Below are 15,144 nucleotides of genomic sequence, written 5' to 3' on the forward strand. Positions count from 1 at the left end.
AATAATGATTCAAGCCAGGCTACAAGCTGATCATTCCCCTGCTTGCTTGTTGGCAGTTTGCATCAGTTGTTTTTTGGCCCGCATTTTTCGCACCAAAAGTCCGATCAGCAAAATCGGGATCATCAGCAAGAACACGTACAGGGAGGCGTGACCGACCATATTTTCCGCCATCCGCCCGTAAAAGTAAAACAGGAAACCGACGAGGTAAAATTTCACGGCTCTGCCGATTGCGGCATAACCGATCAGCTTCCAGAGCGGATAATTCAGACAGCCGGACAAGATCGTGAATACTTTGAACGGAATCGGGGTGAAGGAGCCGACAAAAATGGCGACTTCGCCTCTTTTTTGAAACATCTCGGTTGCCGAGTCAATCCACTCTTTTTTGAGCAGTTTGTACAGGACAGAGTGGCCGAGCAGTTTGCCGAGAAAGTAGCCGACGGGTGTACCAACCAGACACGCGATATATCCTGCGGTTGCAATCCATAAAGCAGCGGATGGATCAATCAGGCTTAATGAAACTTGCAGAAAGAATACAGGAATGGGGAAGATGACGGCGTCTGCAAAAGAATGGATGACGACTCCCCAAATGCCGTATTCCATCAAAAAATCTAAAACGTTCTGAACCATTTCATTCTCCTTTGTCCATCTCATGCGATCCGCCTGCTGCGACGGATAAAAATGGGTAGAGTCGTGTGGCGTAACGATGTTGTATACAAATTAAGACGGATATTCCCGAAATATGGTTACGGTTGCTGCTTTTGCAAAAACTTTTTTCTTTCATTATAACCGCATCGCATGCAATACTGCCATCAACTCGTCAATTCCTTTTTCCACCGATTCGGCCTTGGCGTTGGATACATTCAGCTTCAAAATATTTTCCCGGGGAAACAGGGGCAAATAATGCCTGTCTGCCGCTTCCAACAAGATCGAGCGTTTTTTAGCCAGCTGGATCAGACGGGATGCGTCAACTCGCGGGTCCAGCACAAGATGCGTGTGAATCCCCGGATAAGGCAGAGGGCGAAACGCAAACAGAGCGTCAGCGCGGGCTGCATGGGCGAGCAGCGCTTCTGTCAGAAGCTTCGATCGGAGCTGATACGATTGGCGGATTTTTTGCCTGTGCCGTTCAAACATGCCGCTTTTTAAATAAATTTCCAGCGCGGCTTGGGACAGCATGGAGCTATCGATGTCCCGCAGCCGTTTGAACTGCAAAAACGACTCGCACAGCGCATCGGGAATGACGGCGACACCGAGGCGCAGCCCGGGAAAAATGATTTTGGAATAGCTTTTCATGTAAATCGTCCGCTCGAAACGATCGTAGGAGAACAGCGGGTCTGCCTTGCTGTCATGCTCCAAATCTGCCATATGGTCGTCTTCCACGATGTAAACGTTGTAGCGGTGGGCCAGTTCGGCAATGCGCTGTTTTTCCTTGCGGGTATACGACGTTCCGAGCGGGCTGTGAAAGCGCGGCATCGTGTAAAAAAATTTGATCTTTTCTGTCCGGAAAATGCGCTCCAGCTCGTCCAGATCAATTCCTTGCGCCGTTCGCATGATCCCAGTCACCGGAATGTTGTGCATCTGCAAGTAATCGATAAACAGATGGTAGCTCGGCTGCTCGATCAGGACGGTTTCCCGCCCGTTGGGGAACGGAATCGTACACAAAAGCGACAGCGCCTGCTGAACGCCGGATGTGATGAAGATGTTCGCTGGCTTGGCAAAAACCTGATGGTTGGCCAAATGCTTGGCGATCACGGGGATGAGCGTAGGCAGCCCTTTGGCGGTGCCGTACAGGAACAGGTCGTTGCGGTATGTCTCAATCGCTTTGTTGATACAGTGTTGAAAGTCAAGGTACGGAAACACGTCAGGATCAGGGGCAGAGGTGGCGAAGTCGATGCTGTTACAGTTGTTTGGCTCGCTGTCTCGCTGCTTTTTGACGACGTAAAAGCCGCTGCGGTCTACCGAGTAGATCAGATGACGTTTCTCCAACTCGTTCAGCGCCTGGATCACCGTGCTGTTGCTGCATTGATATTGGGTTGCCAACTCGCGGATGGACGGCAGCTTGTCGCCATCCTGGTAGGTGTTGCCCTCGATCAGCGTCTCCAACTCGTTCTGCAATTGCAAATATTTATGCATGAAATCCCTTCCTGGCGCATGGACTTTGTATCGGTACAGATCGTCTTTTTTTGCATTGTAGCATGATTGCCGCCCCATTACTATGAAAGCAGGAAATAATTGCTGCATAGGCAACGATTGGGGAGAGATCAGCTTGAAGGATCAACATAAAGCTATAGGGGCCGCACTTTTGAATGCCATGATCGTCGGCTTGTCGTTTATTTTCGTAAAAATGGCGCTGACGTCAGCCACTCCGATGGACGCGATGGCGCACCGCTTTACGATCGCTTTTGTCGCCGCGACGATTCCCGTTTTGTTCGGATGGGTCCGGCTGTCGATCAAGCCGCGCGACATTTTGGTCATTTTGCCATTGGCTTTGCTCTATCCGGCGCTGTTTTTCGGGCTGCAAACGTTTGGACTGGTGTACACGACCGCGTCGGAAGCCGGGATCATTGTCGCCACCGTTCCGATTTTCACGATGGTCATGGCCGCTTTTTTTCTCGGCGAGACATCTACGTGGCTGCAAAAGTTTTGTACGCTGCTGTCTGTAGCAGGTGTCGTGTTCATTTTCGCGATGAAGGGCGCAGGGGTAGGGATGGGCAGCAGCCTCGGCACCATTTTGATCTTGCTCTCGGCCTTGTCGCTCGCGGGGTATAGCGTGTTGGCGAAGAAGATGACGAAAGCCTTCCATTATATAGACGTCACGTATATGGTTTCCGTAATCGGCTTTTTGGCCTTCAACGCGCTGGCCTTGATCCAGCATGGCGCAAACGGCACGCTGTCGGAGTTTTTCCTGCCGCTCACGCATTCGTCGTTTATTATCTCGGTGCTCTATTTGGGTGTGCTGTCTTCTTTGGTGACATCTTTCATGACGAATTTTGCCTTGTCGAAAATGGAAGCGTCGAAGATGAGTGTTTTCAACAACTTGTCAACGCTCGTGACGATTGCCGGAGGTGTGGTGCTTCTCAGGGAGCAGATCGCCTACTACCACCTGCTCGGAGCGCTCATGATCATTCTCGGTGTCATCGGGACGAATTTCCTGGGAAAGAAAAAAGGAACCGCGGTAGACACCAACGGGAAGCTCAAATCGCAATCTTTGTAAGAACAAACGCACAGGAAAAATGGAGCAGAGACTGTTGGGCTGCTCCGTTTGTTTTTGTCCGCTGACAGGAGGGACCAGCCGCAAAAAAATCAGGACCAATGCGGGTGAAACTGTTTACAAAAGTCGACATACACGATATAGTTACCTAGATTGTTGCTATGAGTATAATGACATATGGTGAGATGACGGAATGAAAACGATTATTCATCTGGATTCAATTGAAAAAAGCTTTCACGGTACTGTCGTCGTCCCCTCTTTTTCTCTCTCCATTGAAGAAGGGGAGTTTTTGACGTTGCTCGGCCCCAGCGGCTGCGGCAAGACGACGCTTTTGCGGATGATTGCAGGGTTTGAGGAGCCGACTTCCGGGGATATTTTCCTCGACGAGAAGCCGCTCACCCATGTGCCGCCTTATCAGCGGGATATGAACATGGTGTTCCAGCAGTACGCCCTGTTTCCGCATATGACTGTCGAACAAAACATTTTGTTCGGTTTGAAAATGAAAAAAGTAAGTGCAGCAGAGCAAAAACAGCGCCTGGAGGAAGTTTTGCAGTACGTGCAGCTGACCGAGCTGAGAAAACGTACGCCAAAGCAACTGTCCGGCGGCCAGCAGCAGCGTGTGGCGATTGCCCGGGCGATCATCAACAATCCGCGCGTCCTTTTGCTGGACGAGCCGCTTGGCGCCCTGGACTACCAACTGCGCAAAAGCTTGCAGCTGGAACTGAAAAATCTGCAAAAGAACCTCGGGATCACGTTTATTTACGTAACCCATGACCAGGAAGAAGCAATGGCCATGTCGGACCGGATCGCCGTCATGAACAAAGGACGGATCGAACAGATCGCTTCTCCTGCCGAGATTTACAACCATCCGCAGACGCTGTTCGTCGCTACTTTCATCGGGGAAAACAACATTTTCCGCGACAATGGGACGAATACAGCTGTCCGCCCGGAAAAGATCAAGCTGTACCAGCCAGAAGCAGACAAGGACAAGCACAAAAAGCTGGGAACGATTGCTGACGCGGTATTCCTCGGCAACCTGCGCAAAGTGTTCATCCGCCTCGACGGTCAAGACATGACAGTCATGGCCCATCAGTACGCAGGAGACGGTCTGGACTGGAAGGTGGGAGATCGGGTAGCCATTGGTTGGGCGCAGACGGACGAGGTGATCCTGACTTGTTGAACAAAAAGCCGGTAAAACTGCTCGCAGCACCCGCCCTTTTGTGGATGGGTGTGCTTTTCGTCCTGCCCATGCTTATGATTGCGCTGATGTCCTTCCTTAAAAGAGGCACATACGGGCAAGTTGTCTATGAATTTACGCTGAACAATTACGTGCGCATTTGGGACCCGCTGTACGGGCAAATTTTTGCGGACACGCTGGTAGTTGCCATTTTGACAACGGTGTTGTCGATCGTGTGCGGCTATCCGCTTGCGTATTACATTTCCCGCCTGGAAAAGTCGTCCCAGCAAATTTGGCTGTTGCTTGTGATGATTCCGTTCTGGATCAACTTTCTGGTCCGTTCCTACGCCTGGGTGATCATCCTGCGCTCCCAAGGGGTCGTCAATACGATTTTGCAATCATTAGGGATTATTACGGAGCCATTGCCGCTTTTGTACAATTCCGGTTCGGTGCTTTTGGGGATGGTGTACACGCTGCTGCCGTTCATGGTGCTGCCGATTTACGTGTCCCTGGAGCAGATGGATCGCCGCAAGCTGGAAGCGGCGTACGATCTGGGAGCGACTCCGTGGAGAGCTTTCTGGCACGTTACGCTGCCGATGACCAAAACAGGCGTCGTCACCGGATCGATTCTCGTCTTTGTCTCCTCGATCGGGATGTTCGTCGTGCCGGACGTGATGGGCGGGGCGAAATCGGCCCTGATCGGAAACGTGATTCAGAACCAGTTCCTTTCGGCGCGTGACTGGCCGTTTGGCTCGGCATTGTCGATCGTGTTGATGCTGTTGTCCATGCTCCTGATTCTTCTGTACTTCCGCGCTGTCAAAGCGGGCGAGGCAAAGGAGGGGGCAGCATGAAAACGTGGCGCAGACATACGCTTTCCGGCTACTCTTGGCTGATGCTGGTCTTCTTGTACTTGCCGATTGCGATTCTCGTTCTATATTCGTTCAATGACTCGCGGATCAACGCGACGTGGAACGGGTTTACATGGAAGTGGTACGTCTCCTTGTTCGACAACAGACAAGTCATGCAGGCGCTCATGAACAGCCTGTCCATCGGGGTGATCAGCAGCGTGCTGGCAACGGTTTTGGGCACGGCTGCGTCGCTCGCCATCAAGCATTACTCCTTGCGCTGGCGCAATGTCGTCAACGGGCTGATCTACTTGCCGATTGTGATTCCCGAGATCATGATGGGACTTGCCCTTCTCGTCTTGTTCAGTCAGGTGCACATGGAGTTGGGCAAGTGGACACTCATCATGGCGCACGTGACCTTTTCCATGCCGTATGTGATGGTGATCGTCTCCGCCCGCCTGGCCGATATGGGCAAAGAGCTGGAGGAGGCGGCGCAAGATTTGGGCGCTACCCCGTGGGGAACATTGCGTCATGTGACGCTGCCATTGATCATGCCCGGAATCGTCGCTGGCTTTTTGATGTCGTTTACTTTGTCGCTCGATGATTTCATTATTTCGTTCTTCGTGGCTGGTCCTAATTCGACCACGCTGCCATTGTACATTTACGGCCTGGTAAAACGCGGCGTATCCCCGGAAGTCAATGCGCTTTCGACGCTGTTGATCGCAAGCACGGTGCTGCTGGTGATTATTGCCGAGCTTTTCCGCCGCAAAGATTCCAAAAACGGTCAGATTCACTTTTAGTTGACCAGACGTATCCCATACCGATTTGGAGGTTGAGAAGAAAAAATGAAACGTTTCAAATCCATGATGATCGGCGCTTTGACCGCCGTACTCGCAGTGACAGCTGTCGGCTGCTCCTCGTCGTCCGAACCCGAGCAGCAAGTATTGAACATCTACAGCTGGGCAGACAATTTTGACCTGGATGTCATCAAAGATTTCGAGCAAAAGTACAATGTCAAAGTCAACTACGACGTGTATGGCAGCAACGAGGAAATGCTGGCAAAAATCCAGGCTGGCGCATCGGGCTACGATTTGATTCAGCCGTCCGATTACATGGTGGCAACGATGATTCAGCTCGGCCTTCTCGAAGAGTTGAACAAAGAAAACATTCCGAACATGAAAAACATCGTGTCTACGTTCAAGACGCCTCCTTTTGACAAGGAAAACAAATACTCGCTCGTGTACACGTGGGGAATCACCGGGATTGCCTACAACAAAAAGTATGTCAAAGAAACGCCGACAAGCTGGAACGATCTGTGGAACGAAGCGTACAAAGGTCGCGTCATCATGCTGAACGACCCGCGCGAAGTGATGGGGATGGCTCTGATCAAAAACGGCTTCTCCAACAGCACAACAAACAAGGACGAGCTGGCAAAGTCGTTTGCTGATCTGAAAAAAGTGCTGCCGAGCGTCATGGCTTTTGATACGGACAACATCAAGCAAAAAATGATCGCGGAAGAAGCGTGGATCGGTACGGTCTGGTCTGGCGACGCTGCGATTATTAACGGACAAAACCCGGATGTGGAGTACGTCATTCCAAAAGAGGGCGCGACGATCTGGGCAGACACGCTGGCGATTCCAAAAGGAGCCAAGCACAAAGATTTGGCGGAGAAATTCATCAACTACTTGATGGAGCCGGAAGTCAGCGTGAAAAACTACGAGTCGATCGGCTACAGCAACCCGAACGAACAGGCATATCCACTGCACAGCGAAGAATATCGCGCGAACAAAATGATCTTCCTGGACAAAGCGGACATCGCCCGCGCCGAGTGGCTGGTTGATGTCGGAGATACGTTGCAAGAATACGACCGCTACTGGACTGAGATGAAGAGCGGCCGATAAACCGAATTGCCACAAGCAGAAGAACCGAGATGGGATGAATGAAGCATCCTGTCTCGGTTTTTGTTTTGGGCACGGATGGGGTCAGGACGATTATGGAAAAACTACCTGCACCAGGGAAAGAAGGGCGGGAACGCCAGTTTTTGCTTCAAAAAATCGTCACAGCAGATAGCCCGATGGAGCCATACAGAAAAGTAGACGAGTTTGATAGGATTAAGGACGAAAAGGCGAAGGAAGTAGGTGATATGCTGATGCACAGCATAAAGCGACTATGGACCGTGCTTTCGCTGGCCTTTTTTTTGGTGCTTGCGATTGGAACGAATTTGGCTTACGCCCATGCCGGCATGATGGGCAGCAGTCCGCAAGACGGCGAGCTGCTACAGACGAATCCGGGGCAAATCTCCATGAGGTTTACCGAAACACTGGAGCCTGACCTTGTCACCATACGTTTGTTTGATTGGGACGGGAAAGAAATACAAATGCAACGCCCGACTCTTCAGCCGGGAGACGCTTCGCAGGTCAATGCGCAGCTTCCGGCCGATTTGGCGGAAGGCACGTATTCCGTCATCGTCTCGGTCGTGTCCGAGGACGGCCATCCGGTAGAGGAGCGCCTGACTTTTTCCATCGGGCAAAAGAGCGCGGTAGTCGTGCCGCCGGGTGAAAACAAGACTGACACGAATTACTTGATTGTGTATCGCTACCTCGCCCAAGGGATCATTTTGCTGGGCGGCGGACTGTATTTGATCGCAGCGTGGGGACAGCGCTACGGCTTGCCGAAGCTCGCGGCACTGATCGGAATCGGCAGACAGATCGGCTGGGCGCTTGCGATCGTGGGACTTATTTTTCTCTGGTTCTTGTACGACGAATCGCTGAAGGCTGTTTCTTTGACCGACGCCTTGCTGCATCTGGACAGCAACTTGCTGATGCAGTCTCCCTTTGCCGTCATGCTGATCGTCTCCTTCATTCTCTTGCTGCTTTTGGCGATACCGGGCATGGTGTCTGGCTGGTATGCGGGCATATGGGTGTTGTTGATCAGCGCGCAAGCTTTTGGCGGTCATGCTTGGGGAATTGCTCCCGTCTGGCTGTCGATCGTGCTGCGGCTGCTGCATGTGCTCACAGTGGCACTCTGGCTGGGGGCGCTCGTCTACCTGCTCTTGGTGTCCAAAGAGGCGGAGCGGGGCAATGAGCCGTTCAAGCGGTTCTTTTTGCGCCTGGTTGCGACAGCGGCTGTGCTTGCTGTTGTGACGGGAGTATTCATGCTGCTCGTACAAACGGACGTGACGAGCATTCTCGCAAGCTCGCTTGCCTGGAACTACCTGCTGTACGGAAAAATCGTCAGCGTCGTCATCATGCTGGCGCTCGCCTACGGACAGACAAAGCGCTGGCGGGGAAGCAACCAGTTGCAGAGGAAGTGGCTGCGCTGGGAAATCGTTTTTGGCATCGTCGCTGTGTTGGCAGGGCTGTGGATGAGTCAAACCAACTACCCGACCGACGCGACAAACAAAACAGACGCGACAAACACACAAGCCGCTTATGCAAGCAGCGACAAACTAGGAGGGTTTTCACGATGAACATGAAAAAATGGATGAGCAGTGTATTGGTGGCAGGAGCTGTCCTGACGCTCGCGACAGCAGCACAGGCGCACGTCAACGTCTATCCGAAAGAAACGACTACCGGATCGTATGAAAAATACACCGTTCGCGTTCCTGTAGAAAAAGACGTCAACACAGTGAAGGTAAAGCTGGAATTTCCGGCTGGCGTAAAAGTAAACACCGTTCAGCCTGTTCCTGGCTGGAGCTATGAATTTGAAAAAGACAAGGACGGCGTGAACACGGCACTTGTCTGGACAGCGACAAACGGCGGGATCAAAGCGCACGAGTTCATGGAGTTCGCTTTTGTCGGGGCGAATCCGAAAGAAGAAGGCACGCTGGCGTGGAAAGCGTACCAAACGTATGCGGACGGCGAGGTAGTGGAGTGGACAGGCGACAAGGATGCCAAGACTCCAGCGTCCGTGACGACTGTCAAAGCAGGTGTTGGCGAGGCTGGACACGATCATGGCCATGGTGCAGCAGAAGCGACAACTCCGGCTCCTGCGACCGGTCAAGCAGCAGCAAGCGCAGGCACAAGCAACACGTTGCCTCTGGTGCTTTCCGGACTGGCGCTCTTGCTCTCCATCGTGGGGCTGTTCAGAAAGAAAGCATAAGAGAGAGTAGCGGAGAAGAAACACGGCGGGAAAAACCGTGCAGCGAGCAACATGCTGCGCGGTTTCTTATTTTCCCCTACCTTTTTGGGCGGAATCTCCTTATAATTATGACTAATTACTTTCGGAGGTGTTAAATGATGTCAGTCATCAAATTGGAGCAAGCAAGTAAACAGGTAGGAAAACAATACAATCGGCAGTGCGGCACGTGCGGTTTTTCTTCGCGATAAGGAACGATTGAAGTAGCCTGTTCACGGCTGAAAAATGACGGAACGTGTCCTCTGCCAGAATAGGTGGAGACTGCTTCCATGGTTATGAATGCAACGACTGTATATATGGTCAAACGTTTTATGGCGTCACTCGCCAACACGACGATGTTTACGACTTACGCGATCTTTTACATCGCGACATTGGGCCTGAACCCGTTCGAGCTTTTGCTGGTCGGTATGGTGCTGGAGCTGTCCGTCCTGCTGTTTGAGGGCGTGACAGGCGTGGTGGCCGATACGTACAGCCGCCGTCTGTCCATCATCATCGGGATGTTTCTGTTGGGGATCGGCTTTGCGCTGCAAGGGATTCTTCCTGTGCTCGATGGCTGGCTGCCTTTTGTCTCTGCGTTTGTTTGGGTCTTGATTGCCCAACTGTTTTTTGGCGTGGGCGATACGTTCGTCAGTGGAGCCGACACAGCGTGGATTGTGGATGAAGTGGGCGAGGAAAAGCTGGGCAGCATCTTTATGCGCGCGAAGCGTTACTCGCTTTTGGCGAATATGCTCGGAATCGGGCTGAGTGTGTGGCTGTCTACGCTGGCCCCGAACTTGCCGTATTTGTTTGGCGGGTTGATCTACCTGGCACTGGGCGTTTTTCTGATCTTCTTTATGAAGGAAACGGGCTTTACCCCAAGAGAGAGGGAAAAAGGCACGTCCCAGTGGAAAGAGATGAGCGAGACGTGGCTGTCGGGAGCGCGCGTCATTCGCAAAGAGCCGATTTTGCTGTTGATTTTGCTCGTGACGCTGTTTACAGGAGCAGCTTCCGAAGGGTATGACCGCTTGCATGAAGCGCATTTGATTTCCGAGATCGGCTTCCCGCAGGTTGCCGGGATTTCCATGGCGATGTGGTTCGGAATCATCGCTGCGCTGTCCAGCTTGCTTGGGCTGTTCGCTGTCAGCTTTGCCGAGAAGCGGCTGGATGTCAACAACGAGCGGATCGTCGTCGTCGGCATGTTCGTGTTGACGGCCTTGAAAATCGCGGCGGTCATCGCTTTTGCTACCGCCCCCGATTTTGGCTGGGCGCTGGTTGCCTTGCTTATGATCGGCGTGATCGATTCACTCACCAGTCCCTTGTACGAGACGTGGCTGAATTTGAATATCGAGAGCAGTGTGCGGGCGACGGTTTTGTCGATGATGAGCCAGTCCAACGCGCTTGGACAGACGATGGGGGGACCTGTAGTCGGCTGGATCGGGCATCGGCTGTCGATTCGCGCTTCCCTGATTACGGCAGGCTTGCTGCTGATTCCGATTCTCGCTGTGTTCGGTCGAGTGCTGCGTAAACGTTAGACGGTGCATCTAATGAATGAAGGAAAGGCATGTGTCCCGCGATTGGGCTGCATGCCTTTTTAATGCGCATGTGGGCAGGCTGACCGTTCCAACTGATTCCAAAAGTGGGAGCAAGCTTGTGGTATACTTAGGTAACAAACATTTTTTCTTGTAGGATGGAGAGGGAGTGGGTACAGATGGAAGTTTTTATTCTCATCGTCGTCGTATTTGTAATCTTAGTCATTGTCTTTGCAAACAAAGCCAAAACTGGCACAAGCAGACGCTCGTACTCAAATTCTACCGATAGCAGCAGCTCCTTCTACGCCGACAGCAGCCATCACCATCGCGACCGTGATACAGATGGAGATTGGAGAAGCAGCGACAGCGGCAGTGACTACAGCAGCAGCAGCAGCAGCAGCGGCAGTGATAGCGGAGGCGGAGACAGCGGCGGAGGCGGCGGTGGAGACTGACGCTTTTGCCACGCCGCGTTGTATGTTACAATGATTGGGAAAATGATTCCAAACCATAAATGGTGCGGTCTTGAAAAGGAGAGATGTTTTATGTCAAACATGAAAAACGCTCAGAGTGTAGGAAGTTTCGTCGCAGGAATCCTCCTTTCAAGCGGAAAATAACACCGTTCACAAAATGAGGATTCGACTGCGACTGGTGTTGGCGTACGGCCAATCATTAACCATTTGCAGGGGGAATCCGTAGTGAATCAAGCAACCAATCAATCAACATTGCAATCTTTGGGCTGGAATGAGCATTTTGCCAATCTGTTTGCCCCTTATGCCGAAGAAGGCTTCAGCGTGGGAAGAATCTCGCTGGAACATAAACGCATTTACCGTCTGATGAGCGAGCATGGCGAGCTGTTGGGCGAAGTCACGGGCAAGCTGCGCTATGAGGCGACGGGTCGCGAGGATTATCCGGCGGTAGGAGACTGGGTAGTCATCAAGGCGCGTCCCGAGGAAAAGAAAGCCTCGATTCATGCGCTGCTCCCGCGCAAGAGCAAGTTTTCGCGAAAAGTGGCCGGGGAAACGGTCGAAGAACAAATCGTGGCAGCCAACGTCGATACGGTCTTTTTGGTGACTGCCTTGAACAACGACTTTAATATACGCAGGATGGAGCGTTATCTCATCCTCGCCTGGGAAAGCGGAGCCAATCCGGTGATCGTGCTGTCCAAGGCTGATTTGTGCGACGATCTGGAGAAGTGCATGGCTGAAGTGGAAACCGTCGCGATCGGCGTGCCTGTGCACGTAGTCAGTGCAGAGCAGGGAGAAGGGCTGGAACAGCTCGCACCTTACCTGGGCAGCGGACAGACGGTGGCGCTCATGGGCTCGTCGGGGGTCGGCAAATCGACGCTGATCAACAAGCTGAGCGGAGCAGACCGTCAAAAAGTAAGCGGCGTTCGCGACGGAGATGATCGCGGACGGCATACGACGACGCACCGCGAGCTGTTCCAGTTGCCAGGCGGCGCTCTCATGATCGACACGCCGGGAATGAGAGAATTGCAGCTGTGGGAAGCCGATGAAGGATTCCGTGGCGCTTTTGACGATGTCGAGAAGCTGGCGGAAGACTGCCGATTCAGCGATTGCCAGCACGGGCGGGAGCCGGGCTGTGCCGTCCGGGAAGCGATTGCGGATGGCACATTGGAGCAGGCTCGCTTCGACAGCTATTTGAAACTGCAACGGGAACTGGCTCATCTGGCGCGCAAGGAAGACGCCAGGCTGGCAGCGGCCGAGAAAGACAAATGGAAGAAAATGACGATGCAGCATCGCAGCAAAAAGCCTAAGCGATAAACGAAATGACCCTCGAAGCTTCGGGGGTTTTTTCCGTTTTTCAGCAAGCAAAAACAGCTTGGTAGACTTTCAGAAATTTACCCTTGATCACAGCAAGCCAGTTGTGATAGATTTGGTCAAGACCCAGCAAACAGGCTGGGTAATAGGCAGAAGAAGTGCTCGTATAATTTTGGGAATAAGGCCCAACAGTTTCTACCGGGTGACCGTAAATCGCCTGACTACGAGTGAAATAGCGTCTGTTTGGCATCGCGGCTGCCGTTCCTTTGTTCTTCGCAACAAAAGGAGTGGTTTTATCCCGATCCGAACGGCGCTGACACGCATTTGTTGGCGTGCTGCACCTAAAGGGAAAAATGCCCCGAGGGACAGTTTCACTTGGCGTTGGTTTTATTACCTGAGCCTGCTTGTGAACTGTCCGTTCGGGGCTTTTATTTTTTTCACCAGGTTTGAGCGAGTGGCGTTGGCAGGCAACGTCCGAGTGTTGATGGAGGAGGAAGAACAGATGAAGGAATTGCAAGAGCGCATTGTCCAGGACGGCAAAGTGTTGTCCGCATCCGTGTTGAAGGTGGATGCGTTTTTGAACCATCAGGTAGACCCGCAGTTGACGATGAAAATCGGGGAGCGCTTCGCCGAGCTTTTCGCAGGTGAAAAGATTACGAAAGTATTGACGATTGAGGCAAGCGGCATTCATTTTGCGCTGGCGACGTCGTTTGCCCTCGGTGTGCCTTTTGTATACGCGAAAAAGAAAAAGGCCGTGACGCTGACAGAAGACGTGTACTCGGCTCCTGTGCACTCGTTTACCCGCCAGGAAACGTATCAGATCAGTGTGTCCAAGCAGTACCTGTCTGCCGATGACCGCGTGCTGATCGTCGACGACTTCCTTGCGACAGGAGCAGCCTTGATTGGGTTGACCCAAATCATCAAAGATGCGAATGCTCATCTGATCGGCATCGGAGCCGTGATCGAGAAAAGCTTCCAGGAAGGTCGCGGACTGCTGGAGCAAGCGGGTGTGCGCATTGAATCGTTGGCCCGTATCGAGTCCATGTCGCCAGAAGGCATTCACTTTATTCAACCGGAATCTGTTCGCGTCTAAAACCGATCGATCAAGAGGAGAGAAGATTACTTCATGCTATCCAAACAAAAGATAGTTACTTTAGGTTTGCAGCACGTTTTGGCGATGTATGCCGGTGCTGTTGTCGTGCCGCTCATTATTGGCGGGGCTTTGAACCTGACTCCCGCCCAGATTGCCTATTTGATTGCCGCTGACTTGTTTACGTGTGGGATCGCCACCCTGTTGCAGGTGATCGGCACGCGTTACACCGGGATTCGTCTTCCGGTCGTGCTCGGGTGTACGTTTACAGCGGTAGGGCCGATTATTGCGATTGCCTCGACGAGCAATTTGGCGACGGCCTACGGGGCCATTATCGTTTCCGGTTTGTTTGTAGTATTGGCAGCTCCTCTGTTTGGCAAGCTGCTGCGGTTTTTCCCGACGGTGGTGCAAGGTTCCGTCGTGACGATTATCGGCTTGTCGCTCATTCCTGTGGCGATGAACAACGCGGCTGGCGGCCAGGGCATGCCTGATTTCGGTTCCCCGCGAAACTTGCTCCTCGCTTTGGGTACATTGGTCATCATTTTGGTTATTAACCGTTTCTTTACCGGATTTATTCGGGCGATTTCTGTCCTGCTCGGCCTTGTGATCGGTACGGTCGTGGCGTACACGATGGGCATGGTCAGCTTCGCCAATGTGGCGGAGGCGTCCTGGTTCAGCGTGGTCGAGCCGTTCTACTTCGGCACCCCGCAATTTTCCATCGTGGCGATTGTGACGATGATTCTGGTCAACATTATCAGTATGGCTGAGTCGACTGGCGTTTATTTTGCGCTTGGAAAAGTAACCGATACGAAGGTTACGGACAAAGACGTAGTCAAAGGTTTGCGCGGGGAAGGAATCGCGATCGTTTTGGGCGGTGTTTTCAATGCCTTCCCGTACACAGCCTTTTCGCAAAACGTTGGTCTGGTTTCTTTGACAGGCATCAAAACGCGCGATGTGATGATCGGAGCCGGCGGCCTGCTGGTTGTCCTCGGCCTTTTGCCGAAGCTGGCTGCCCTGACGACCGTTGTGCCGAATGCCGTGCTGGGCGGCGCCATGATCGCGATGTTCGGCATGGTGGTAGCGTCCGGCATCAACATTTTGTCGCAGGTGGATCTTCGCCAAAACGAAAACTTGCTGATTGCCGCTTGCAGTATCGCAGTCGGTCTTGGCTCCGCGGCTGTTCCAACGATGTTTGACCAACTGCCGACTTTGGCGAAAATGATGCTGCAAAACGGCATCGTGACAGGCTCGCTGACTGCTGTGATTTTGAACATTTTGCTCGTTCATACGAATAAAAAAGTGCAACAGGCTCCTGTGCCGAGTACGATCTCAGAAGCTTCCTGAGGCTTGTCAGGCAATCGTCAGTCCATTAAAAAGATGAAAACCGCCATTCTCTAGCTG

Annotated in this window: 14 protein-coding genes and 1 riboswitch; of the genes, 12 read left to right on the forward strand and 2 right to left on the reverse strand. The window is 52.5% G+C overall.

The window, feature by feature from the left end; translation table 11 throughout:
- Window positions 1-30: 30 nt before the first annotated feature.
- Together IRJ17_RS11740 and IRJ17_RS11745 are read right to left on the reverse strand one after the other, a co-directional pair.
- Entirely contained in the window at window positions 31-627 is a 597-nt protein-coding gene (locus tag IRJ17_RS11740) for a YqaA family protein (RefSeq protein WP_122963823.1), read from the reverse strand.
- A gap of 153 nt (window positions 628-780) precedes the next feature.
- On the reverse strand, window positions 781-2,130 hold the full coding sequence (locus IRJ17_RS11745) for an aminotransferase-like domain-containing protein (protein ID WP_122963824.1): 1,350 nt from the start codon (window positions 2,128-2,130) through the stop codon (window positions 781-783).
- A gap of 133 nt (window positions 2,131-2,263) precedes the next feature.
- Here IRJ17_RS11745 and IRJ17_RS11750 point away from each other — a divergent pair, with 133 nt between their 5' ends.
- From IRJ17_RS11750 to IRJ17_RS11805, 12 genes are all read left to right on the forward strand, one after another.
- Window positions 2,264-3,211, forward strand: a complete 948-nt coding sequence (locus IRJ17_RS11750) for a DMT family transporter (RefSeq protein WP_173596793.1) — start codon at window positions 2,264-2,266, stop codon at window positions 3,209-3,211.
- 190 nt (window positions 3,212-3,401) lie between these two features.
- Entirely contained in the window at window positions 3,402-4,388 is a 987-nt protein-coding gene (locus IRJ17_RS11755) for an ABC transporter ATP-binding protein (RefSeq protein ID WP_122963826.1), read from the forward strand.
- A 44-nt stretch (window positions 4,389-4,432) separates the two neighbouring features.
- On the forward strand, window positions 4,433-5,236 hold the full coding sequence (locus tag IRJ17_RS11760; RefSeq protein ID WP_063228172.1) for an ABC transporter permease: 804 nt from the start codon (window positions 4,433-4,435) through the stop codon (window positions 5,234-5,236).
- Window positions 5,233-6,030: an ABC transporter permease gene (locus tag IRJ17_RS11765; protein WP_122963827.1), complete on the forward strand. Its 798-nt coding sequence runs from the start codon at window positions 5,233-5,235 to the stop codon at window positions 6,028-6,030. The genes IRJ17_RS11760 and IRJ17_RS11765 overlap by 4 nt, the downstream gene beginning before the upstream one ends.
- Before the next feature lie 45 nt (window positions 6,031-6,075).
- Window positions 6,076-7,131, forward strand: coding sequence for a polyamine ABC transporter substrate-binding protein (locus IRJ17_RS11770; RefSeq protein WP_122963828.1), 1,056 nt, complete (start codon window positions 6,076-6,078; stop codon window positions 7,129-7,131).
- Between the two features lie 92 nt (window positions 7,132-7,223).
- Window positions 7,224-8,699: a copper resistance CopC/CopD family protein gene (locus IRJ17_RS11775; protein ID WP_242774805.1), complete on the forward strand. Its 1,476-nt coding sequence runs from the start codon at window positions 7,224-7,226 to the stop codon at window positions 8,697-8,699.
- The gene (locus IRJ17_RS11780; protein ID WP_122963829.1) at window positions 8,696-9,331 is read left to right on the forward strand and encodes a YcnI family copper-binding membrane protein; all 636 of its coding nucleotides are present in this window, start codon (window positions 8,696-8,698) and stop codon (window positions 9,329-9,331) included. The genes IRJ17_RS11775 and IRJ17_RS11780 overlap by 4 nt, the downstream gene beginning before the upstream one ends.
- A gap of 305 nt (window positions 9,332-9,636) precedes the next feature.
- Window positions 9,637-10,878 carry an MFS transporter gene (locus tag IRJ17_RS11785; RefSeq protein WP_217022355.1) on the forward strand — a complete coding sequence of 414 codons (1,242 nt, stop codon included), beginning with the start codon at window positions 9,637-9,639 and terminating at the stop codon, window positions 10,876-10,878.
- A gap of 176 nt (window positions 10,879-11,054) precedes the next feature.
- Window positions 11,055-11,327: a hypothetical protein gene (locus IRJ17_RS11790; RefSeq protein ID WP_242774807.1), complete on the forward strand. Its 273-nt coding sequence runs from the start codon at window positions 11,055-11,057 to the stop codon at window positions 11,325-11,327.
- Window positions 11,328-11,570: 243 nt separating this feature from the next.
- Window positions 11,571-12,656 carry a ribosome small subunit-dependent GTPase A gene (rsgA, locus tag IRJ17_RS11795; RefSeq protein ID WP_122963833.1) on the forward strand — a complete coding sequence of 362 codons (1,086 nt, stop codon included), beginning with the start codon at window positions 11,571-11,573 and terminating at the stop codon, window positions 12,654-12,656.
- A gap of 139 nt (window positions 12,657-12,795) precedes the next feature.
- Window positions 12,796-12,897, forward strand: a riboswitch (purine riboswitch).
- Window positions 12,898-13,155: 258 nt separating this feature from the next.
- Window positions 13,156-13,746 carry a xanthine phosphoribosyltransferase gene (locus IRJ17_RS11800; RefSeq protein WP_242774809.1) on the forward strand — a complete coding sequence of 197 codons (591 nt, stop codon included), beginning with the start codon at window positions 13,156-13,158 and terminating at the stop codon, window positions 13,744-13,746.
- Between the two features lie 33 nt (window positions 13,747-13,779).
- Window positions 13,780-15,087 (forward strand): nucleobase:cation symporter-2 family protein, encoded by a 1,308-nt coding sequence (locus tag IRJ17_RS11805; RefSeq protein WP_122963835.1) that lies wholly within the window; start codon window positions 13,780-13,782, stop codon window positions 15,085-15,087.
- The last annotated feature ends 57 nt before the right edge of the window (window positions 15,088-15,144 follow it).

It is taken from the genome of Brevibacillus parabrevis (assembly GCF_022701015.1).
Taxonomy (GTDB): Bacteria; Bacillota; Bacilli; order Brevibacillales; family Brevibacillaceae; genus Brevibacillus; species Brevibacillus parabrevis.

Bases quoted from the DNA above. Each gene is read 5' to 3' on its own strand.
- IRJ17_RS11740 (WP_122963823.1), bottom strand. From the start codon at position 627: ATGGTTCAGAACGTTTTAGATTTTTTGATGGAATACGGCATTTGGGGA.
- IRJ17_RS11745 (WP_122963824.1), bottom strand. From the start codon at position 2,130: ATGCATAAATATTTGCAATTGCAGAACGAGTTGGAGACGCTGATCGAG.
- IRJ17_RS11755 (WP_122963826.1), top strand. From the start codon at position 3,402: ATGAAAACGATTATTCATCTGGATTCAATTGAAAAAAGCTTTCACGGT.
- IRJ17_RS11760 (WP_063228172.1), top strand. From the start codon at position 4,433: ATGGGTGTGCTTTTCGTCCTGCCCATGCTTATGATTGCGCTGATGTCC.
- IRJ17_RS11765 (WP_122963827.1), top strand. From the start codon at position 5,233: ATGAAAACGTGGCGCAGACATACGCTTTCCGGCTACTCTTGGCTGATG.
- IRJ17_RS11770 (WP_122963828.1), top strand. From the start codon at position 6,076: ATGAAACGTTTCAAATCCATGATGATCGGCGCTTTGACCGCCGTACTC.
- IRJ17_RS11775 (WP_242774805.1), top strand. From the start codon at position 7,224: ATGGAAAAACTACCTGCACCAGGGAAAGAAGGGCGGGAACGCCAGTTT.
- IRJ17_RS11780 (WP_122963829.1), top strand. From the start codon at position 8,696: ATGAACATGAAAAAATGGATGAGCAGTGTATTGGTGGCAGGAGCTGTC.
- IRJ17_RS11785 (WP_217022355.1), top strand. From the start codon at position 9,637: ATGGTTATGAATGCAACGACTGTATATATGGTCAAACGTTTTATGGCG.
- IRJ17_RS11790 (WP_242774807.1), top strand. From the start codon at position 11,055: ATGGAAGTTTTTATTCTCATCGTCGTCGTATTTGTAATCTTAGTCATT.
- IRJ17_RS11800 (WP_242774809.1), top strand. From the start codon at position 13,156: ATGAAGGAATTGCAAGAGCGCATTGTCCAGGACGGCAAAGTGTTGTCC.
- IRJ17_RS11805 (WP_122963835.1), top strand. From the start codon at position 13,780: ATGCTATCCAAACAAAAGATAGTTACTTTAGGTTTGCAGCACGTTTTG.